This window comes from Campylobacter sp. CNRCH_2014_2452, from assembly GCF_025772865.1.
Lineage (GTDB): Bacteria > Campylobacterota > Campylobacteria > Campylobacterales > Campylobacteraceae > Campylobacter_D > Campylobacter_D lari_D.
This window is the reverse complement of the sequence record NZ_JAKMSX010000007.1, coordinates 79,554-101,066: the sequence shown is the minus strand read 5'-3', so window position 1 is coordinate 101,066 and position 21,513 is coordinate 79,554. Positions and strand designations below refer to the sequence as shown.

Sequence of the window (21,513 nt, the reverse complement as noted above, 5' to 3'; positions counted from 1 at the left end):
GGATGATGAAAAAAATAGCCATTGTAGGTGCAACAGGAGCGGTTGGCGAAGAACTTTTAAATGTTTTAGATGAGCTTGATTTCCCGGTTGAAAGTATTTTACCATTAGCAAGCGCAAAAAGCGCAGGTAGTGAAGTAGAATTTAGAGGAAAAAGTTATAAAGTAAAAGAATTAACTCCAAATGTTTTTAAAGAAAATCCTGTAGATATTGCTTTTTTTAGTGCCGGAGGAAACATAAGTGCTGAGTATGCAAAATACGCAGTAGAGTGTGGTGCTGTAGTGATTGATAATACTAGTCATTTTAGAATGGATGAAAATGTTCCTTTGGTAGTTCCTGAATGCAATAGCGAAGATATTAAAGATTGGGAAAAAACAGGAATTATTGCTAATCCAAATTGCTCTACTATACAAATGGTGCATGTTTTAAAACCACTTGATGATGTATTTAATCTAAAAAGAGTAGATGTAAGTACTTATCAAGCAGCAAGTGGTGCAGGTAAAGAAGGTATGGAAGAATTAGTTCAAGGAATACAAAGTTTTTTTGCTTTTAAATTAGATGAATTTGAGGCAAAAACTTTTCCATATACCTTAGCTTTAAATTTAATTCCTCAAATTGATGTTTTTAGTGAAAATGGCTACACTAAAGAAGAATTAAAAATGGTAAATGAAACGCAAAAAATATTGCATAAAAAACTTGAAATTTCAGCAACTTGCGTAAGAGTTCCTGTGCTTAGAAGTCATAGTGAAGCTATTACTATGCATTTTGAAAAAGATGTTGATGTTGTTAAGGTTAGAGAGATACTTTCTAAAGCACCAAGTGTTGTTGTGATTGATGATGTAGAAAATAAAAAATATCCTATGCCACTTTTTACAAGCGATACTAATGAAACTTATGTAGGAAGAATTAGACGTGATATTAATCATAAAAATATTTTACACTTATGGTGCGTGGCTGATCAAATTCGTGTAGGAGCTGCTACAAATGCAGTGCGTATTGCGCAAAAATGGTTAGAATTGGTTTAAAAAGGAGAAAAATGTTAGAAAGATTTTTTGAAAATTTATTAGTTAAAAGTCGTTTAGTCACTATTTTGCCTGTAATTTTTGGCCTTATAGGAGCTTTTGTTTTATTTTTTATTGCAAGTTATGATGTGATTAAAGTTTTAAAATATGTATTTGAGTATTTTATGTTGCCTAATTCTACGGTAGATTTGCATGAGGATATTGTTGGTTTGATTATAGGGGCTGTAGATTTATATTTAATGGCTTTAGTTTTATTTATATTTTCTTTTGGAATTTATGAACTTTTTATTAGTGAAATAGAAGAATTTAAACAAACTAAACAATCAAAAGTTTTAGAAGTGCACAGTTTAGATCAACTAAAAGATAAACTTGCAAAAGTTATTATTATGGTTTTAGTTGTAAATTTTTTCCAAAGAATTTTGCAAATGCAACTAAATACGGTTTTGGATATGACTTATCTTGCAGGTTCTATTTTAGCTCTTTGTATAGGACTTTATTTTTTACACAAAAGTGATCATTAAAATAAGGAATAAAAATGATTTTTATTGATGCATGTTTTAAAAAGTCAACCCCTTATACTCCAGTTTGGATGATGCGCCAAGCAGGAAGATATTTACCTGAATATATGCAGGTTAGAGCAAGTGCTGGAGATTTTTTATCGCTTTGTAAAGATTATAAAAAAGCGAGTGAAGTTACCTTACAACCAGTAGATATTTTGGGTGTTGATGCAGCTATTATTTTTTCAGATATTTTGGTAGTACCTTTAGAAATGGGTATGGATTTAAAATTTGAAAAAGGCGAGGGCCCTATATTTTCAAATCCTATTAAAACAAAAGAAGAATTGGAAAGATTAGATGTTGAAAAAAGCATTAAAAATCTTTCTTATGTTTATGATGCACTAGCATTTACTAGAGAAAAACTTACACAAGATAAAGCTTTGATTGGTTTTTGTGGAAGTCCTTGGACTATTGCTACTTATATGATAGAGGGTGGTAGTAGTAAAAATTATGCAAAGTGTAAAAAATTAGTCTATCAAAATCCTGAATTTTTACATCAAATTTTATCTAAACTTACTTTTGTTTTAAAGTATTATATTCAAGAGCAAATTAGAGCAGGTGCTAATGCTATACAGGTATTTGATAGTTGGGCAAGTGCTTTAGAAAAAGAAATGTTTTTTGAGTTTTCTTTTAAATATATGCTTGAAATTGCTGATTTTATAAAGGAAAAATATCCGCATATTCCTGTGATTTTATTTCCTAAAGGGGTAAGTGGGTTCTTAGATGATATAAATGGAAATTTTGATGTCTTTGGAGTAGATTGGAGTACCCCTTTAGAGTTGGCTAAGGAAAAACTAGGCGCTAAATATACTTTGCAGGGTAATATGGAGCCTTGCAGACTCTATGATAAAAAAGCTATTGAACAAGGTGTGGATAAAATTTTAAATATTATGCAAGATAGTGCACATATTTTTAATCTCGGACATGGAATTTTACCTGATATTCCTGTTGATAATGCTAAATATTTTATCAAGCTAGTTCAAGAGAAATCTAAAAAGTGAGTAAAATAACTTTTGGGCCTATAAGTTCAAGAAGATTTGGACTTTCATTGGGAATTGATTTAAGTCCAAATCAAAAACAATGTAATTTTGACTGCGTTTATTGTGAATTACAAGCTGCAAAACCTTTGGAAAAATCTTTAATTTATCCTAAAATAAAAAATATTATCGATGAAGTACAAAGTGTATTTAAAAGTAATGTGCAATTTGATTTTTTAACATTAACTGCAAATGGTGAGCCTACTTTATATCCTCATTTAAAAGAATTAGTTTATGAGTTAAATAAAATAAAACAAGATAAAAAACTCTTAATCCTAAGCAATGGTAGTGGAGTTTTAAATTTGGATATTTTTGATGCTTTAATGTATATTGATGTGGTTAAATTTAGTCTTGATAGTGCAATGGAAAAAACTTTTTATAGAGTTGATAGGGCTTTAAAGCAAATAAAACTTGAAACAATGATAGAACAAATGATCACCTTTAGAGAGAAATTTTTGGGTGAGCTTGTTATGGAAGTTTTAATTGTCAAGGGATTGAATGATAACAAAGATGAGATGTTGGCTTTAAATGAGGCATTTGACAAGATAAGACCATCAAGAGTGGATTTTAGCACTATAGATAGACCGCCTGCGTATCCTGTTAAAGGTATATCTTTGGAAAAGTTGGAAGAATTAAGTATGTATATCACTAGTGTGCCTGTTGTTCTTGCTAAACATTATTACAAAGGTGAAAAAATTGATTTTAATATCCAAGAGCTCTTGAAGATGCTGCAGCTTAGAGCGCAAAGTGAATTTGATATAGAAAACAAATTTAGTCAGCATAGTAAAGATATATTAGAAAAATTAATTAAAGAACGAAAAGTTGTTGTAGAAAATTTAGCAGGAGTAAAATTTTACAAAAAAGCGTAATTTTTTATAAAAAATCTTGACAAAAAAGTTTTTTTCTTATATAATATCATTTCTTATTTATTGATGTTCCGGATTAGCTCAGCGGTAGAGTAGTCGGCTGTTAACCGATTGGTCGTAGGTTCGAATCCTACATCCGGAGCCACTTCATAAAGTTAACCTCATGTATATTTTATAATAATCTAATTTGTAATTTATAATTATATTTTTTGATAGTTAATTAGTATTTTCTTATTTTATGAAAATACTAATTTTTAATATCAAAAGTAAAAAATTTACTTTCAAAATTATTCCCTACTTTTTCATATTGAAACATAGCAGGTTCTAAATTTTGAACTTCATGATATAATAGTCCTAGTGCAAGTCTTGCTTCTAAGGTTTCTTCATTTTCTAATTTTGCAAGCTCTAGTAAAGCTATGGCTGAATTTGGATTATTAGAACCTATCGCTGCTACTGCGGCTAAAAATAAAGTTTGCGCATCTTTGATTTTATAATCATCTATTAAGATATTGTAAAGCGTATATGCTTCTTGGTATTCTTTAGCAAAAATATCAACATAAGCTAGAGCAAAAATCAGTCCGATGGAATTTTTATTACTCATAGCAAGTCTTTTTTTTATGTCATTTCTAACATGATTTAACAAGCCTGTAATTTGCATAAGTGTCACATAGCTGTCTTTAACTATACCAGCTCCACCAAATAAAGAATTATAATCAAGCTTGGTTGTTAAAAAATACATTTGTGCTTGTTTGGCATACTCTTTAATATCAAGATTTGTGTTTTTAGAATTAAAATATAAAATATTGCTAATAATATCCTCACCGAGCAAATCTTTTAATTCTTTTATTTTTTGATTTCTTAAAATTTCAAGATTATTGCCATTAGCAGCTACTATAGCAAACATTAGTTCTAAAGGAGTATTTTTGCTATTTGAAAGGTTGTCTAAATAAGGAATCATAGCAGTAAAGTCACTTTTAACTAGATGTAGTAAATATTTATAGATATTATGATTTTGATCGATATTATTATCTGCTTGTAAATTTTCCAAAAGTTCATTAGCAAGTTTGGTATAATCTTTTTTTACTAAATCCATGCAATATATGGCAAAAATACCTGCAATATAATTTTTTGGATTTAAATGATAAGCAGTTGAAAAATGTTTATATGCATTATTATAATCTTGCAGTTGTGCATAAGTTAAAGCAAGATTGTAATGAATTACATCGTGAGCATGATAAATTTCACTTAAATTTTTAAATTCTTGATTTGCTTCTCTTAGATGAAAATTAAAAGCTAGATTGATAGCATGAGATAATTCCACATTAACGCCTGATAAAGCTTTGCTTTTAACAAGCAATTCATTTTCATACTCATACCCTTGTATGAAATTTCCCAAATCAGCTTTTGTGATGAGTTCCATGCTTTGTTTTATATCAAAAACGCGATAAGGTGAAAAATAAAAAAGTAAATCATAAATTTGTTGTTTTCCTGTGATTAAACTTTTGGCAAAATGTTGCTGCGCTATATCAATATTTGAAAAATTTCTTTTTAGTCTTGTTTTTATGTTATAGTATTTTGAGCCAATAGCTCTATCTTTTACATATAAAGTTTTTAAAATTTGTGCACCATTGTCAAATTGACCTGTTTTTAATTCTACTAAAGCTAGAGCCATTTTGCTTCTTATGGCTTGATTTTCTATTTTTGATGCTTTTTCAAGATATTCTTTAGCTTTTTTATATTCTCCCAGTTTTGCATATAATAAACCTAAGGGTAAGCTTGCTTCATAATCTTGTTGCTTTTGCAGAAGATTAATGGCGTTTTGATCAGATTTTAATAATGCGTAAATTTTTGCCCCAAGGTAATAAGACTCTCCTTGATAGCTGTTGATATTACTTGAACGCATGAACATTTGTAAAGCCTCTGGATAAAATCCTTGATAGTAATTAATTAATCCTAGATAATAATCATACAAAGAAGATTTAGAATCTTGTGGTAAATGTACTCTTGCTAAATCAAGATAATATTTAAATTTCTCTTTATCGCCCAGATTAAAATAACACACAGCTATATTAATAGCTGCTGCAACTTTGTGTTCTTCTAATTCTAAAGATTGTTTGAAATTCTCAACAGCACTAATATAATCTTTTTGTTTCATTTGAGCTACACCAAGATTATAACTTGATAAAGATTGATTGAAAATATTAATATTATTATAAAGCTCTAAAGCACTTTCTATATCACCTTTTTCATATAATAAATTTGCCTTTTGTACTACAAGATCTAAAGCAGATTGTTTCACCTTTGTGATACTTGTACTAACATTATCTTCTAAAATTGGATTATTTGTGATTACTTTTTTATCTTCTTTAAAAACAAGAAGTAAAACTAAAATAATAAGTAAAATTAGAGCAAGAGCACCAAGTGTTGAAATCAAAATAAGAAATTTTTTATCAAAAAGCTTTTTCTTTTCTTCAGGTTGTGATGCTTGAGGTTCTTCCTCTACTCTTTGAAAAGTACTTTCTTCTTCCTCTAATTCAGGAGGTATTGTGCCAGGAGGGATAGTTTGTTCTTCCACTCCTGGATTTTCATCAATCTCTGAAAAAGCTTTTTCTTGATTATCTTGTTCTTTAGGTGTTACTTCTTCGGCCATATTTTCTCTTAAAAGTATTTTCTTAATGCATCAGGAATTCTTATATTTCCATCTTTTTCTTGATAATTTTCCATAATAGCTACCAAGGTTCTACCAACAGCTAGTGAAGAACCATTAAGTGTGTGAACTAATTCATTTTTGCCCTTATCGTTTTTAAAACGGATCTTTGCGCGTCTTGCTTGAAAATCTTTACAATTTGACACAGAGCTAATTTCACGGTATTTGTTTTGCGATGGAAGCCATACTTCTAAGTCTACTGTTTTAGCAGCAGAAAAGCCCAAATCTCCCGTGCAAAGCATTAAATGCCTATGTGCTAGACCCAAAGAGCTTAGTAAATCACTGGCGCAATTTAACATTTCTTCAAACATCAATTCACTTTGATCAGGTTTGCATATACTAACAAGCTCTACTTTTTCAAATTGATGTTGTCTTATAATACCTCTTGTGTCTCTACCCGCGCTTCCTGCTTCTTGTCTAAAACAAGCACTATAGCAGGTCATTTTTAAGGGTAGTTCTTCTTGAGTTAAAATTTCATTAGAATAAAGATTAGTTACAGGAATTTCAGAAGTTGAGATGAGATATAAATCATCATTTTCTACCTTATACATATCATCTTTAAATTTAGGAAGCTGTCCTGTGCCATACATGGTTGCGCTATTTACTAAAAATGGTACATTGACTAGCTCAAAACCTCTACTTCTATTAAAATCAATCATATAATTTACCAAGGCTCTACTTAGTAAAGCTCCTTCATTTTTAAGTACACAAAAACGACTTTGTGAGATTTTAACCCCTCTTGTAAAATCAAGCCAGTTTAATTTTTCTCCCAAATCATGATGTTCTTTGATTTCAAAATCAAAACTAGGAGGTGTCAGAACTTTTTTTAATTCTATATTTTCATCTTCATCTCCTCCAAAAGGCACGCAATCATCAGGGATATTTGGTATTGCTAGGGCAATTTGTTCTAGTTTTTCTTCTAGCGTGCTAACGATTTTTGACTGAGTATTGATTTTTTCTTTATTTTGGCTTAGTTGCGCTTTTAAGCTTTCTTTATCTTGTGCTGTTGCAAGCTCTTTACTAAATTTATTTTGAAAAGCTTGAAATTCTTCCAAAAGTGCTTTTTCTTTTTTTAAATTTATAAATAAGTCGCTAAGTTCTTTGAGTAAATTTTCATCTACTTTTTTAGCTTTTAGTTTTTGCGCAATTTCATCAAAATTATTTTGCAAAAGTTTTAAATCTAACATTCTAACTCCTTTTATAGTCCTATTTTAGCATAAATTTTTTCCATTGTTTCTCGGGCTTGTTTTTTTGCTTTGCTTGCTCCAAATTCTAAAATCTCATCGATTTTAGAAGGATTAGCTAGTAATTTTTCATATTCTTCCTTAGCCGAGGCAAAATACTCACTAATGATTTCATTTAAATACATTTTAAAATGCCCATAACCTTCGCCACCTTTTTCATAACGACTTTTTAAAGTTTCTTGTTTTGTTTTGTCTAAAAACAATTTTGCGATTTTAAATACATTACAATTTTGCCAATCTTTTGGATCTTCTAAAGCTGTACTATCTGTGATAATGGAAGAAATTTGTTTTTTAATAGCTTTTGGTGTATTAAAAATATCGATTGTGTTTTGATAAGACTTGCTCATTTTAGCTCCATCAGTACCAGGTACTACTGCAACTTCATCATTAATTTTAGCTTGAGGTAGGGTAAAAATTTCACCCCATTCATTATTTACTTTTAAAGCTATATCTCTTGCTATTTCAACATGTTGAATTTGATCTTTACCTACAGGAACTACTTGAGCATTAAAAAGTAAAATATCTGCAGCCATTAAAACAGGGTAAGAAAAAAGCCCATGGTTGGCATTTAAACCTTTGGTAATTTTATCTTTATAGCTATGTGCTCTTTCTAAAAGTCCCATTGGGGTAAATTGAGAAAGAATCCAATAAAGCTCCATCACTTCTTTTACATCACTTTGTAACCAAAATACGCTTTTTTGTGGATCAATTCCTAAACTTAAAAAAGCTGCCGCAGCTTTGAGTGAATTTTGTTTAAGTTTTTCTCCATTAAAATTTGAAGTCATAGCATGATAGTTTGCTATAAACATATACATTTGATTTTCTTCTTGCATATTTAGCATTTGTTTTATAGAGCCAAAATAATTTCCTATATGTAAATCCCCACTTGGCTGTAATCCTGTAATAATTCTCATTTTACCTCTTTTTTGATTTCTTTAATTATTTCTTGGATATTTTTGTTTTCAATATTTATAATGATATTTGCTTTTTTTTCATATTTTTTAATTCTTTGATCAAATAGTATTTTAGCATTGTTTGTGTTTGAAAATAAGGGTCTTGCGGCCAATTCTTCTTTATTTAGTCTTTGTAAGAGATAATCAAAACTTGCTTTTAAGTAAACGATAGTACCAATATTTTTTAATTTTTTTTGTTCTATGAAGCCACCACCGCTTGCAATAGAACAATTTTGCACATAAGTTAAAAACGAAACAAGTTTTTTTTCTTCTTTGCGAAATTTTTTTTCTCCATATGTTTTAAAAAATTCACTAATTTCAAGATTAAATTTTTCTTTGATTAAAACATCTGTATCTAAAAAGAATTTATCATATTTTTTTGCATAAGTCCTTGCTATAGTTGTTTTACCACAGCCCATAAATCCTACAAAAAGGAGGTTAGTTTTCTTGCTCATCTTTGCTACCTTTTTTTCTTGGAGCTAAAATTAAAGGTACACCTTCAAAGTTAAATTGTTTTCTAATTTGATTTTGTAAATATCGTTTATAACTAAAATGTAAAGCTTTTGGTCTATTCATAATTAGAGCTATTTTTGGAGGTGCTAAGTCGTATTGAACCGCATAATAAATTTTCACTAATTTACCATAATCATGTGGTAGCGGGTGGGCTCTTGTGGCTTCTTCTACCAAAGCATTTAATTTTGCTGTTGGAATTTTTTGGGTGAAATTTGCAAAAACTTCTAAAATTTTATCCAAAAGCACATGTATTCTTTTTCCACTTAAAGCTGATACGCTTACAACGGGCGCATAAGCTAGAAATTTAAAACGATCTAGTTTTAATTCTTTTAAAGTTTTATCAAAATCAAGCTCGCTTTTATCCCATTTATTAAGTACAATAATCACACCTAAACAATGTTTAGCAGCAAGTCCTGCAATACGCTCATCAAGTTCGTTAAAGCCTTCAGCTGCGTCAAGTACTAAAAGTGCAATTTGAGCATTGGCTAGGGCATATTCAGTTCTATTAAGTGCATAACGCTCTAAGCCCTGTATTTTCCCGCGTTTTCTAATACCCGCAGTATCTACAAATTCGATGATTTTATCTTTATGCATAATGCTTTCATTAACAGGATCAATTGTAGTGCCTGCTATATCGCTTACCACGCTACGTTCTTCTTTTACTAAAGCATTTAAAAGACTTGATTTTCCTACATTAACCCTGCCGATAATTCCCACTTTAATATGATTTTCATTAATAGTTTTTAGCTTAAAATCTCCGCTATTTTCATCAAAATTTTCTAAATAACTTTCAAAGTCTTCTTCTTCATCTGCATTTAAATAACTTTCATCTAAAAACTTACTAGCCCACATACAAAGCTCATCAATGCCTATATTATGTGTTACAGAGATATTAAAAACTTCTTTTACTCCAAAATTAGAAAATTCCCAAGATCTTTCCTCGTCTTTTTTGTTATCGACTTTATTGATTACTAAAGCTATGGGTTTGTTGAGTTTTTTCATTTCATAAAAAAAAGCTTTATCTTCATCATCAGGTAAAAATTTTCCATCCACCATATAAAAGATAATATCACTATTTTTAGCAGCTTTAAGCGAATTTGCTTTGACATTTTTAAAAAGCTCATTACTCTCATCAAGCCCGCCGCTATCTATCAATAAAGCTTTTTTGCCATCAATTTCTACTTCTATTTTATTAGTATCTCTTGTAGTTCCACTTATGTCACTAGTTATTGCAATGCGCTTTCTTGCAAGTCTATTAAAAAGACTTGATTTGCCAACATTTGGTTTTCCTATTAAAATAATACTTTGCATTAATACTCATTTTTTAAATTTTTATTTGTGATTATATAAAAATTGCCTTAAAATTAAGCAAAAAAGACTAAAATAACAGGAATTTTATATGGAATTTATATGTTAAGAATAGTTAAAAAGAATTTAGGTATATATTTTATGATTATTGCTTCTATAGAATTTGCATTTGTAGGTGCTTGTGCAAAAATTCTTAGTGAAGAATTATCATCGATTGAAATTATGTTTTTTAGAAATATTATAGGCACAGCTTTTATGCTTTATGCGCTTTCAAAATTAAATTTTCATAAAAGTGGCGGACATCTTGGACTGCTTATTTTTAGAGGTATTATAGGAACGATCGCTTTATATCTTTTTTTTTATAATGTTTCTAATATTTCATTAGGTGGGGCTTTTGCTTTTCAAAAAACAGCACCTATTTTTATAGCTTTGATTGCTTTTTTGTTTTTTAAAGAAAGTTTAGGATTAAAAGCTTGTTTTGGGATTTTGATTGCTTTTATAGGAGTATTATTAATCTGTCAGCCTTTTGCAGATAGCACTACGCATTCAGGTTTTGATTTAAAAAATAGTATTTTAGGAATTTTAAGCGGTTTTTGTGCAGCCTTGGCGCTAACTAGCGTAAGAGAGCTTAGAAAATCATACCCAGCGCCATTTATAGCTTTATCTTTTGTTTTAATTGGTACTCTTATGCCTTTAATGTCTATGATTGTAGGTTCTTTTTATGAAATAAAAGAGCTTGATTTTTTAATTGCTCCTTTTGTTATGCCTAGTCTTAAAGCTTGGATTTTTATTGTTTTGATGGGAATTTTTGGAGCAATGTATCAAATTCATGTTACTAAAGCTTATGGGGTAGCAAAAAAGGCAGGAGTTGTTGCGGGAGTTAGCTATATAGATGTAGTTTTTACTTTATTTTTGGGCATATTATTAGGAGATAAATTTCCTAGCTTAATGGTTTTTATAGGAATTTTTAGCATTATTTTAGGAGGAATTATTTTGGTTAGTAAGCAAACAAAAGGAAAGAAAAATGGAAAATAAAACAGATTTAATTTATGGTTTAGAAGATAGACCACCTTTTGCTAAGGCATTTTTTGCTGCATTAGTGCATTTAATGGCTATGTTTGTTGCTGTGATTACACCTGCTTTGTTAATTTGCAAAGGTCTTGGGATAGATGATACTAATACGGCTAGAATTATTTGTATGTCGCTTTTTGCTTCAGGTGTTGCTTCGCTTTTGCAGATTAAAACTTGGGGTCCTATAGGGAGTGGACTTTTATCTATTCAGGGGACTAGTTTTAACTTTGTTGCACCTATTATTTTAGGTGGGCTTGTTTTAAAAAATAATGGTTTATCGCAAGAAGCAATGCTTGGAGCCATTTTTGGCACTTTAATGCTTTGTTCTACTACTGAAATGATTATTTCACAAATTTTACCTTTTATTAGAAGAGTGATTTCGCCTTTGGTTTCAGGTATAGTTGTGATGATTATAGGTCTTAGTTTGATTAATGTTGGCCTTGTGAGTGCAGGAGGTGGATTTGCGGCTAAGGTAAGTGGTGAATTTGGTTCTTTGCAAAATTTATTATTAGCTGGAGTTGTGATTTTAAGTATTATTGTTTTAAATCGTTTTAATAATGCCTATATAAGAATTTCTTCTTTATTTATAGCTATGATAATAGGGCTTTTAGTAGCTATGACTTTTGAAAATTTTAGTTTTAATTTTAATGAAAATTTACCTTTAGTGTTTTTACCCGATCCTTTACATTATGGTTTGAGTATTGATTATAATCTTATTTTACCTTTGATTTTAGTTTTTATGGTAACTTCTTTAGAAACTATCGGCGATATTAGTGCTACTAGTGAAGTTTCAAATCAGCCAGTTAAAGGCGAACTTTATGCAAAAAGATTAAAAGGCGGGGTTTTGGCTAATGGTTTTAATTCCTTTGTTTCAGCCTTTTTTAATACTTTTCCAAATTCATGTTTTGGGCAAAATAATGGCGTTATAGCTTTAACAGGTGTTGCAAGTCGATATGTTGGATTTATTGTAGCTTTTATGTTGATGATTTTGGGTTTATTTCCTATTGTGGCTGATATTACTTTACAAATTCCAGAGCCTATTTTAGGTGGAGCAACTTTAGTAATGTTTGGTACTATAGCTGCAACGGGAGTTAGGATTATTTCTAAGGAAAATCTAAATCGTCGTTCTATTATCATCATAGCTATGAGTTTGGGTATAGGGCTTGGAGTTTCTAATAATCCTGATATTTTAGAATTTATGCCAATGTGGTTTAAAACTTTATTTTCTTCAGGGATTGCAGCAGGTGGGATTACGGCTATTATTTTAAATTGCGTTTTTCCGCTTGAAGAAAATGAAAAAAATAAAGTAAAATAATAAAAATAAGGAAAAATAATGAAAAAAATGATACTAATAGCAGGTCCTTGTGTAATAGAAAATGAAGAACTTGTTTTTAAAGTTGCACAAGAGCTTGAATGCTTTTTAAAAGATGATAGAATTCATTTTTATTTTAAATCAAGTTTTGATAAAGCAAATAGAACTAGTATTAATAGTTTTAGAGGGCCAGGTCTTGAAAAAGGCTTGGAAATTTTGCAAAAAGTGAAAGATAAATTTGGCATGCAAATTCTTACTGATATTCATGAGAGTTCTCAAGCGAGTGTTGCGGCTGAGGTTGTAGATGTTTTACAAATTCCTGCCTTTTTATGCAGGCAAACTGATTTATTAGTAGCTGCTGCTAAAACAAAAGCCAAAGTAAATGTAAAAAAAGGGCAATTTTTAAACCCTGAAGATATTAAATACAGTGTAGCTAAAATTTTACAAACTAGAGGCATTAATGAAGAAGGTTTTGAAATAGCCAAAGAAAATGGAGTTTTTGTAGCTGAGAGGGGTTCGAGTTTTGGCTATGGAAATTTGGTTGTAGATATGAGAAGTTTGGTTATCATGAGAAAATATGCTCCGGTTATTTTTGATGCTACTCATAGTGTGCAAATGCCAGGAGCAAATGGTGGCAGTAGTGGAGGCAAAAGTGAATTTGTAGAGCCATTAGCAAGAGCTGCTGCTAGTGTAGGCGTAGATGGATTTTTCTTTGAAACGCACATTGATCCTTGCAAAGCTTTATGCGATGGACCAAATATGCTTGATCTTTCAAGACTTAAAAACTGCGTAAATACGCTTTTAAAAATTCAAGAAATCATTTAAAAAAGGAAAATTATGAAGATAATAGAGGGAAATTTAAGTTTAAAAGGTGATGAGAAAATTGCGATTATCAATGCAAGATTTAATCATATCATCACAGATCGTTTAGTTGAAGGTGCTAAAGATGCTTTTTTAAGACATGGGGGCAAGGAAGAAAACTTAAGTCTTATCTTAGTGCCAGGTGCTTTTGAAATTCCTTTTGCATTAAAACAAGCTTGTGAGAGTAAAAAATTTGATGGAATTTGTTGTGTTGGAGCAGTAATTCGTGGAAGTACACCACATTTTGATTATGTAGCAGCTGAAACTACCAAAGGTATAGCAAGTGTAGGGCTTGGAGCTAATGTGCCTGTGAGTTTTGGAGTTTTAACAACTGATACCTTAGAGCAAGCCATAGAAAGAGCAGGTAGTAAAGCAGGTAATAAGGGTTTTGAAGCTATGCTTACTGTGGTTGAAATGCTTAATTTAATCCAAAAAATTAAGGCTTAAAATGGCTACTAGACACCAAGTAAGACAAAGTATAGTTTCTTTGCTTTATGCAGCACAGTTAAATCAAGAAAATAAAGATTTTATCAATGAATTTTTGGATGAGAAAAAAATTCGCAATGACCAAAGAAAATTCACTCTAGATTTATATAATGGTATTAATGAGCAACTTACTTTGCTTGATGAGAAAATCAATGAGTGTTTAAAAGAGCACAAATTAGATGGAGTAGCTAGTATAGAAAAGGCCATTTTGCGTTTGGGTACTTATGAGATTTTATTTACTTCTACACAAAAAGCGATTATCATTAATGAGGCTATAGAGCTTGCAAAAGAAATGGCAGGAGATAATGCTCCTAAATTTATCAACGGGGTGTTGGATAAAATCAACAAGGAAAAGCAATGAAACTTTGTGTGGCTTTTGATGTGTCAAGTTATGATGAGTGTATTAGTTTGGCTAAAGAATTAAAAGGTTTAGATCTTTGGGTTAAAATAGGGCTTAGATCATATTTAAGAGATGGAGCAAAGCTTTTAGAGGCGATTAAAAAAGTGGATGATTTTAAAATCTTTTTAGATTTAAAGCTTTATGATATACCAAATACCATGGCAGATGCTTGCGAAGAGCTTGCTAAACTTGATGTGGATATGTTTAATATCCACGCAAGTGCAGGTAAAAGTGCTATGTGTATGATTATGGAGCGTTTAAGTGCTTTAAGCAAAAGACCTTTGGTGCTTGCTGTATCTGCTTTAACTAGTTTTGATGAGCAAGAATTTTTTAGTATATATAGACAAAATATCAAACAAGCCGTTAAGGAATTTTCTAAAATTAGCTATGAAAGCGGTCTTGATGGTATGGTTTGTTCGGTATATGAGAGCTTATTGATTAAAGAAAATACAAATACAAATTTTATTACACTAACTCCTGGAATTCGTCCTTTTAAAGAAAATTTAGATGATCAAAAAAGAGTAGCTGATATACAGTGTGCTAAGGATAATCTGTCAGATTTTATCGTGGTTGGAAGACCTATTTATAAGGCAAAAGAACCTAGAATGGTTTGTGAGAATATATTAGAGCATTTAAAATAAGCCTAGAGGCTTATTTTAAATAAATTTTCATTTTCTTATTTTCTAAAATAATTCCATCATCATCACTAATAATTTGAAATTCTCCATTAAAATATCTTAAGAAGTCGTTTTCAAATTTCATAGATTCTTGATCGCAAAGCATTTTTGTCGAAGCAAGATTATCTTCTATTTTGATACTACTTCCTTGATCTTTATAGTTTCCAAAAAATCTATTACATCCTGATACACCAAAAACTCTTTTATCTTTATTATCAAAACTAATGCTTGCTTTAGTATTTTGAGGAAGTTCATGATTTTTTCCATTAGCTTCATAAGAACTTATAGTAAATTCTTTATTTTGTAAATCATCAACACTTAAATTTGCCACAGAACACCCACTAAAAATAGCTAAGCTCGCTATACTTAATGTGATTATTTTTTTCATTTTTATACTCCTTTGATTTATACATGAAAATGTTTTAATTCATCCTCTAAATTTTGACAAACTATATTTAACTCATGAGCAACATCTAATAAAATTTTTGAAATTTCTTCATTTTTATCACTTAATTTTACCGTTTCTTGCATTTTATCAAGCAAAGATTGCAAAGTTTCTTGTGTGCTTGAAATTTTTTGCATGCAAGCATTTGCTAAATCTCTTGCATTTTCATTGCAAACTTTTACTTCATTGGTTCCTTCTACAAGTTCTTTTGCATCTTGATTTAAAGAGTTAATTTCGTTAGCATTGTGTTTTAACTCTTTAGAAACTTCATTGATACTATCTACTAATTGTTTGGTTACGATGGCAATATTTTTTAAAAATTCTTCTGAATTTTGAGCAAGATTTCTTACATCTTCAGCAATAACTGAAAAGCCACGACCAAATTCTCCAGCACGCGCAGCTTCAATACCTGCATTTAAAGATAATAGATTGGTTTTATCAGCAATTTCTCCCATCATGTCAGAAGCTTTTTTAATCTCTTCTGCTTGTTTTTCCATAACTTCTACTTTTTGAGATAATATATCTTCATTTTCAGCTACAACTTTTACCTTATCTACTACTTGATTTAATGAGTCAAGCATAGTGTTTAAAACTTCAAAAGATTTTGTATTGGCTTTATTTGCGTTATTTGAAAGTTCAGCAAGATCTTGTAATTCTGTATGAATTTGCTCACTTAAATGATAAGATTCATCAGTTTTTGTATGACCTTCTTTAGTTCTATTTGCTAGATCAAGTGCATTAGCATTTAAAAGTTTAGATTGTTTATCTACCATTTGAGAATTTTCATTAGTAGAAATCACTGTATTTTGAATTTTTTCAATAAATTGGTTGATGTAGGTGCAAGCTTTACCTATTTCATCGGTGCTTTTTATATTAATTCTTGCGCGTAAATCTCCATCGCCGCTAGCTAGTTCTTTGGCATGTTTTAAAAGATCTAAAACAGGATTACCTACAACTATTTTTAAAATATAAAGTACAGCAAAAACGGTAAAAAGTAAAGCAACACTAAAGATTATAATATAGGTTCTAGCTGAACTTGCCAAATCATCATCTACATGTTTTAAATCATTGTACATATCCATAACACCCAAAACATCACCTTCTTTAGCATTAGCATGACAAGCAAGACAACCTTTATTGGCGATAAGTGGGCGTATAAGTCTTAGATAATGTCCTTGTTCGTTATTGATTTCAACGGCTTTAATTTCTGGCTTGTTAAATTGCTCGTTGATAATACTCTCATCACTTTTTGTAAAATGTTGTATTTCAAAGAGCTCAACTGTGCTTTTTGAAGGATAAATTTTAATATCTTTTATACCTTCTATTTCACCAGCATCTTTTATAGCTTGTTCTATAATAGCAGGATCGCCCAAATTCATTGCCATTCTTAATGTTTGAAAAACAGAAGTACTTAAAGTATCTAAATGTGCACGGCTGATTCTATCTGTAGTTTGTTGAGAATCTTTTTGTAAGATAATCTGCATGATAATAAAACTAATTAGCAATGTAGAAATCATTGCTAAAGATATTTTTGTACCTATGCTTTTAAACATTTAAAACTCCTTTTATTAGTGTAAAAAGTGTCTTATGCCGCTAAAGTATAATGCGATACCATACTCATTAGCAGCTTGGATGATATCCTCATCTCTTATGCTTCCACCCGGTTCAATGATGGCTTTTACTCCTATTTTGCTAGCCTCATCTATACTATCTCTAAATGGAAAGAAAGCTTCGCTTGCTAAAACACAACCATTTAGATCAAGCCCCATTTCCTTGGCTTTATTAATAGCTGCTTTAGCTGCATCGATACGACTTGTCATACCCATACCAATGGCTACCATAGCTCCATTTTTTACATAAACTACATTGTTTGATTTAGTAAATGCAGCAATTTTCATAGCTATTTCAAGATCTTTTAATTCTTGTTCATTAGCTTTTCTTTCGCTTTTTAAAATCGCATTTTTTAATTCATCTTCTTTAACTTCATCACTATCTTGATATACAAAACCACCATCTATGTGCTTAAAATCATATTTATCATAAGCTCTAGTTAAAAATGGCGCTTTTTGTGTAAAGATTTTAATACGCTTTTTATCTTTAAAAACTTCCAAAGCATCATCGTCTACATTTGCTGCAATGATTACTTCTATATAAATTTCATTGATTTTTTGCGCTAATTCTTTATCTAAAGTTCCATTGATAGCAACAACTCCTCCATAAGCACTCAAGGTATCGCATTTAAGAGCATGGATATAGCTTTGGAGTAAGTTTTCTTTTATGGCAAATCCGCAAGCATTTGCATGTTTGACTATGGCTACTGCCGGAGCTTTATCAAAAGCACTTGCTAAATTTAAAGCCGCGTTAATATCGGTTAGATTGTTAAAACTTGCTTCACCTTTTAAGGTTGTAAAATTGTGTGTGAAAAAGTCATCAAATTCATATAAAGCACCTTTTTGATGAGGGTTTTCTCCATATCTTGTGTCAAACACTTTTTGACCTACGATAAATTTACTTGCACCAAAGCCACCATTAAAACGCTCATTCATATAATTTGCTATGTAAGCATCATAATTTGCTGTATGCTCATAAGCTTTGATCATCAATGCTCTTCTAAAATCAAGATCTAAGGTATTATCTTTTAAAGCTTGTATGATTTTATCATAGTCTAAAATATCACAAACGACAATGACATTTTTAAAGTTTTTTGCACCACTGCGTATCATAGCAGGACCGCCAATGTCGATATTTTCTACAATCTCATCAAAATCTTGGGTCAAAATTGTAGTTTTTTTGAAAGGATATAAATTCACACAAAGTAAGTCTATGCTTTCGATGTTGTAATCTTTGGCTTGTTTTTGATGATCTTCATTTTCTCTTTTGTATAAAATTCCACCATGAATTTTTGGGTGCAATGTTTTAACACGCCCTTCAAACATTTCAGGGCTTTGAGTAAATTCACTAACTTCTTGTACTTGTAAATTATTTTCTTTTAAAAGCTTATAAGTACCTCCGGTGGATAAAAGCTCATAACCTAATTTAGTAAGTTCGCTAGCAAATTCTACAACACCTTCTTTATCGCTCACACTAATTAGTGCTTTCATTAATTTTTCCTTTCTATATATTGTTTTAAAAATTCATATGATTCATTAATTTCTTGAAATTTTTTAACACCTTCTTTGATTTTTTCTTCATCGCTATTGTTTGCGTTTAAAATATCAGGGTGGTATTTTTTGGCAAGTTCTCTATAGCGTTTTTTAAGCTCTTGCAAGTTTGCATTTTCATTTAAGCCTAAAATTTCACAAGCCTTTTGTAAATTCATACCTGTATTTTGTGTTTGCATAGAGTTTAAAAGTTTTTCAAGTATATTTACATCAAGTTCAAAAGCTCTAATGATAGCTCTTAAGACATCTTTTTTGGTATTGTTAAGTTCTCCATCAATCAAAGCCATTGCTACTAAGACATTTAAAATATTAATTCTTTCTTGTTGTGGTAAAGGCACTTCTTTGATAAACTCTTTGGCTATATCAAAAGTATCATTTAAAGTGTTTTTATGTTCATTAAAACATTGTTTTAAAAAATCTCTTTCTTTTTTATCTTTAGCATTATAATCAAGAATTTGTGAGATCATGTTTGCTTCATTCTCGCTAACTCTACCATCACTTTTTGCTATTTTTGCTAAAAGCGCTATAACATAATAGTTTAATCTCCTTTTAAAGCCATCAATCCTTTCTTCATGATAGCCTTGTTTAAAGCCTTGAGAGAAGCTTTTAGCTCCTTTTTTGAAAGAGCCTAAAAGATCATCTTTACCCCAAGTTTTATAATACCAATAAAATGCAAGAATTGCTAATACTAATAAAACAAAAAGCATTTCTATCCTAAATATTCTTTAAATTTATCAAAATAAATTTTTTGTAGTTTTACTAAAGATATCTTAATATCATCTAAAACGAAATCTTTTTCATTTAAAATTCCAAGTTTTGCAAAATTAATTTTCATTTTGTTTGCAAATTCAATAAAATTTTCTTCATTTTTAACACCAATTACAACTCTAGTTGGACTTTCTTCAAAAATAAAACTTCTGTTTTTAAAATTTGTTTTTACATTTACACCCAAATTCGCCTTTGCGCTCATTTTGGCTAAAGTCATAGCAAGACCACCTATGCCTATGCTATTAGCACAATCAAGTAACTTTGCTTCGTTTGCTTTTAGTAAGAAATCCCATAGTTTTAATTCTGCTTTAAAATCTATATCTTCAAGCTCTCCTGCGACTTTTTGATCTAGTACTTTAGCAATCAAAGATCCACCAAAACTACCTTTGCTTTTTCCTATTAAATAAATAGCTTGCGTTTCTTTACTAAAGTATGATTTTAAAACATTTTCTGCTTTTTCGTGAATACCAACGCAAGCTATGGTTGGACTTGGAAAAATACTTACTCCATCGGTTTCATTATATAAAGAAACATTTCCGCTTACCACAGGGGTATTGAGTTCTTTACAAGCTAGTTTAATACCTTCGCAGCCTTGAGCAAATTGCCACATTACTTCAGGGTTTTGTGGGTTGCCATAGTTTAAACAATCACTAATTGCCAAAGGTCTAGCTCCCGAGCATGCTATTTTTCTTCCTGCACTTACAACGGCTGCTGCTGCACCGATTTTTGGATTTACATAGTTTAATCTTGAGTTGCACTCAATGGCCATAGAAAGCAAGCAATTATTTTCTTTAATTCTAATACTATTTGCTCCTAAAGCCCCATCGCTTTTTAAGGTGTTAGTTTGTACGCTTGAGTCAAACTGCTCATAAATATAAGCTTTATTGCTGATATTTTCATTTGCAAGAAGTTTTTCAAAGGCTTCTTGAGTGGGAATGCTAAGTTTAAATTGATAGTTTTTTATTTCATCTAAGTATTTTGGCTTAGCCACAGGTCTATCAAGTATAGGTGCTTTTTCGCTTAGTGGTTCAATAGGGATTAGACCAGCTAATTCATCATGCCAAAATAATTCCATTTTGCCAGTATCTGTAACTTCGCCTATAATGGCTGCATCAAGCCCCCACTTATTAAAAATCTCAATAACTTTTTCTTCATAGCCTTTTTTAGCACAAATTAGCATTCTTTCTTGAGATTCACTTAGCATTAACTCATAAGGAGTCATACCTTCTTCTCTCATAGGAGTTTTATCAAGGTAAAGTTTCATCCCGCTACCACTGCGTCCTGCCATTTCAAAAGAGCTTGAAGTAAGTCCTGCTGCACCCATATCTTGAATTCCAACTATATAATCAGTTTTGAAAAGTTCTAAACAAGCTTCCATTAATAATTTTTCTGCAAATGGATCACCAATTTGAACAGTTGGTCTTAAGCTTTTGCTAGATTCATTAAAACTATCGCTTGCCATTACAGCTCCACCAAGTCCATCACGACCAGTTTTTGAGCCTACATAAATTACAGGATTTCCTATACCTTCAGCCTTTGCATAAAAAATATCTTCGATTTTGCAAGTTCCAAGTGCAAAAGCATTAACTAAGATATTTCCATTAAAGCACTCATCAAAAGCACATTCTCCACCTATAGTAGGAACACCCATACAATTACCATAGTGTGAAATTCCACTTACTACACCCTTAACTAAATATTTTTGATGTTTGCCTATTTTTTCATCATGGATATTACCAAATTTTAAAGAATTCATACCTGCAACAACTCTAGCGCCCATGGTAAAAACATCGCGTAAAATTCCACCCACACCAGTAGCTGCACCTGCAAATGGCTCTATAAAACTTGGGTGATTATGACTTTCTACTTTAAATACAGCAGCCATTCCTTTGCCTATATCTATTACTCCAGCATTTTCACCAGGACCTTGGATTACCCAAGGAGCTTTAGTTGGAAAGCCATTAAGGTATTTTTTACTTGATTTATATGAGCAATGTTCACTCCACATTGCAGAAATTACTCCAAGTTCTAATAAATTAGGTTCTCTACCTAGTATATTTAAAATTTCTTGATATTCCTCATCGCTAATTTTGTGTTGTTTTATAACTTCTTTATCCATAATTATCTC

At 30.7% G+C, this 21,513-nt stretch carries 20 protein-coding genes and 1 tRNA gene; 11 read left to right on the top strand and 10 right to left on the bottom strand.

Going from position 1 to position 21,513, the window contains the following annotated elements; genetic code table 11:
• The first annotated feature begins 5 nt into the window (after positions 1-5).
• The 5 genes from L8X38_RS06340 to L8X38_RS06320 all read left to right on the top strand — a co-directional run bounded on the left by L8X38_RS06340 (position 6) and on the right by L8X38_RS06320 (position 3,624).
• Positions 6-1,022: an aspartate-semialdehyde dehydrogenase gene (locus tag L8X38_RS06340; protein WP_263661585.1), complete on the top strand. Its 1,017-nt coding sequence runs from the start codon at positions 6-8 to the stop codon at positions 1,020-1,022.
• Between the two features lie 11 nt (positions 1,023-1,033).
• The gene (locus tag L8X38_RS06335) at positions 1,034-1,540 is read left to right on the top strand and encodes a YqhA family protein (RefSeq protein WP_087699510.1); all 507 of its coding nucleotides are present in this window, start codon (positions 1,034-1,036) and stop codon (positions 1,538-1,540) included.
• A gap of 14 nt (positions 1,541-1,554) precedes the next feature.
• Positions 1,555-2,577 carry a uroporphyrinogen decarboxylase gene (gene hemE, locus L8X38_RS06330; RefSeq protein ID WP_263661584.1) on the top strand — a complete coding sequence of 341 codons (1,023 nt, stop codon included), beginning with the start codon at positions 1,555-1,557 and terminating at the stop codon, positions 2,575-2,577.
• Complete coding sequence (locus tag L8X38_RS06325; protein ID WP_263661583.1) at positions 2,574-3,482, top strand: radical SAM protein; 909 nt, start codon at positions 2,574-2,576, stop codon at positions 3,480-3,482. The genes hemE and L8X38_RS06325 overlap by 4 nt, the downstream gene beginning before the upstream one ends.
• Before the next feature lie 67 nt (positions 3,483-3,549).
• Positions 3,550-3,624, top strand: a tRNA-Asn gene (locus tag L8X38_RS06320).
• Positions 3,625-3,726: 102 nt separating this feature from the next.
• Here L8X38_RS06320 and L8X38_RS06315 read toward each other — a convergent pair.
• The 5 genes from L8X38_RS06315 to der are packed head-to-tail and all read right to left on the bottom strand — an operon-like array spanning position 3,727 to position 10,207.
• Positions 3,727-6,129, bottom strand: a complete 2,403-nt coding sequence (locus L8X38_RS06315) for a tetratricopeptide repeat protein (protein WP_263661582.1) — start codon at positions 6,127-6,129, stop codon at positions 3,727-3,729.
• Positions 6,130-6,137: 8 nt separating this feature from the next.
• On the bottom strand, positions 6,138-7,373 hold the full coding sequence (gene serS, locus L8X38_RS06310) for a serine--tRNA ligase (RefSeq protein WP_263661581.1): 1,236 nt from the start codon (positions 7,371-7,373) through the stop codon (positions 6,138-6,140).
• Positions 7,374-7,384: 11 nt separating this feature from the next.
• Positions 7,385-8,344: a tryptophan--tRNA ligase gene (gene trpS / locus L8X38_RS06305; protein WP_263659327.1), complete on the bottom strand. Its 960-nt coding sequence runs from the start codon at positions 8,342-8,344 to the stop codon at positions 7,385-7,387.
• A complete protein-coding gene (locus L8X38_RS06300; protein ID WP_263659328.1) occupies positions 8,341-8,838 on the bottom strand; it encodes a shikimate kinase in 498 nt (165 codons plus the stop codon). Before L8X38_RS06300 ends, trpS begins: the two co-directional genes overlap by 4 nt.
• Positions 8,822-10,207 (bottom strand): ribosome biogenesis GTPase Der, encoded by a 1,386-nt coding sequence (der, locus tag L8X38_RS06295; protein ID WP_263661580.1) that lies wholly within the window; start codon positions 10,205-10,207, stop codon positions 8,822-8,824. The genes L8X38_RS06300 and der overlap by 17 nt, the downstream gene beginning before the upstream one ends.
• 99 nt (positions 10,208-10,306) lie before the next feature.
• On the opposite strand from der, the gene L8X38_RS06290 reads away from it, so the two are divergent.
• Genes L8X38_RS06290 through pyrF form a run of 6 tightly spaced genes read left to right on the top strand, consistent with a single transcriptional unit; the run spans position 10,307 to position 14,975 of the window.
• The gene (locus L8X38_RS06290) at positions 10,307-11,239 is read left to right on the top strand and encodes a DMT family transporter (RefSeq protein ID WP_263661579.1); all 933 of its coding nucleotides are present in this window, start codon (positions 10,307-10,309) and stop codon (positions 11,237-11,239) included.
• Positions 11,229-12,590 carry a uracil-xanthine permease family protein gene (locus L8X38_RS06285; RefSeq protein ID WP_263659331.1) on the top strand — a complete coding sequence of 454 codons (1,362 nt, stop codon included), beginning with the start codon at positions 11,229-11,231 and terminating at the stop codon, positions 12,588-12,590. The genes L8X38_RS06290 and L8X38_RS06285 overlap by 11 nt, the downstream gene beginning before the upstream one ends.
• An 18-nt stretch (positions 12,591-12,608) precedes the next feature.
• Positions 12,609-13,412, top strand: coding sequence for a 3-deoxy-8-phosphooctulonate synthase (gene kdsA / locus L8X38_RS06280; RefSeq protein WP_263661578.1), 804 nt, complete (start codon positions 12,609-12,611; stop codon positions 13,410-13,412).
• 12 nt (positions 13,413-13,424) lie between these two features.
• Entirely contained in the window at positions 13,425-13,895 is a 471-nt protein-coding gene (ribE, locus tag L8X38_RS06275; protein ID WP_012661257.1) for a 6,7-dimethyl-8-ribityllumazine synthase, read from the top strand.
• Between the two features lies 1 nt (position 13,896).
• Positions 13,897-14,295, top strand: coding sequence for a transcription antitermination factor NusB (gene nusB / locus L8X38_RS06270; RefSeq protein ID WP_133319322.1), 399 nt, complete (start codon positions 13,897-13,899; stop codon positions 14,293-14,295).
• Entirely contained in the window at positions 14,292-14,975 is a 684-nt protein-coding gene (gene pyrF / locus L8X38_RS06265) for an orotidine-5'-phosphate decarboxylase (protein WP_263661577.1), read from the top strand. Before nusB ends, pyrF begins: the two co-directional genes overlap by 4 nt.
• A 10-nt stretch (positions 14,976-14,985) precedes the next feature.
• Here pyrF and L8X38_RS06260 read toward each other — a convergent pair whose 3' ends face one another.
• The 5 genes from L8X38_RS06260 to purL are packed head-to-tail and all read right to left on the bottom strand — an operon-like array spanning position 14,986 to position 21,504.
• Positions 14,986-15,399: an META domain-containing protein gene (locus tag L8X38_RS06260; RefSeq protein ID WP_133319320.1), complete on the bottom strand. Its 414-nt coding sequence runs from the start codon at positions 15,397-15,399 to the stop codon at positions 14,986-14,988.
• A gap of 17 nt (positions 15,400-15,416) precedes the next feature.
• Positions 15,417-17,009 (bottom strand): methyl-accepting chemotaxis protein, encoded by a 1,593-nt coding sequence (locus L8X38_RS06255; RefSeq protein WP_263661576.1) that lies wholly within the window; start codon positions 17,007-17,009, stop codon positions 15,417-15,419.
• Between the two features lie 15 nt (positions 17,010-17,024).
• The gene (purH, locus tag L8X38_RS06250) at positions 17,025-18,557 is read right to left on the bottom strand and encodes a bifunctional phosphoribosylaminoimidazolecarboxamide formyltransferase/IMP cyclohydrolase (RefSeq protein WP_133319318.1); all 1,533 of its coding nucleotides are present in this window, start codon (positions 18,555-18,557) and stop codon (positions 17,025-17,027) included.
• Entirely contained in the window at positions 18,557-19,324 is a 768-nt protein-coding gene (locus L8X38_RS06245) for a DnaJ domain-containing protein (protein ID WP_133319317.1), read from the bottom strand. Before L8X38_RS06245 ends, purH begins: the two co-directional genes overlap by 1 nt.
• A gap of 2 nt (positions 19,325-19,326) precedes the next feature.
• Positions 19,327-21,504: a phosphoribosylformylglycinamidine synthase subunit PurL gene (purL, locus tag L8X38_RS06240; protein WP_263661575.1), complete on the bottom strand. Its 2,178-nt coding sequence runs from the start codon at positions 21,502-21,504 to the stop codon at positions 19,327-19,329.
• Positions 21,505-21,513: the final 9 nt, after the last annotated feature.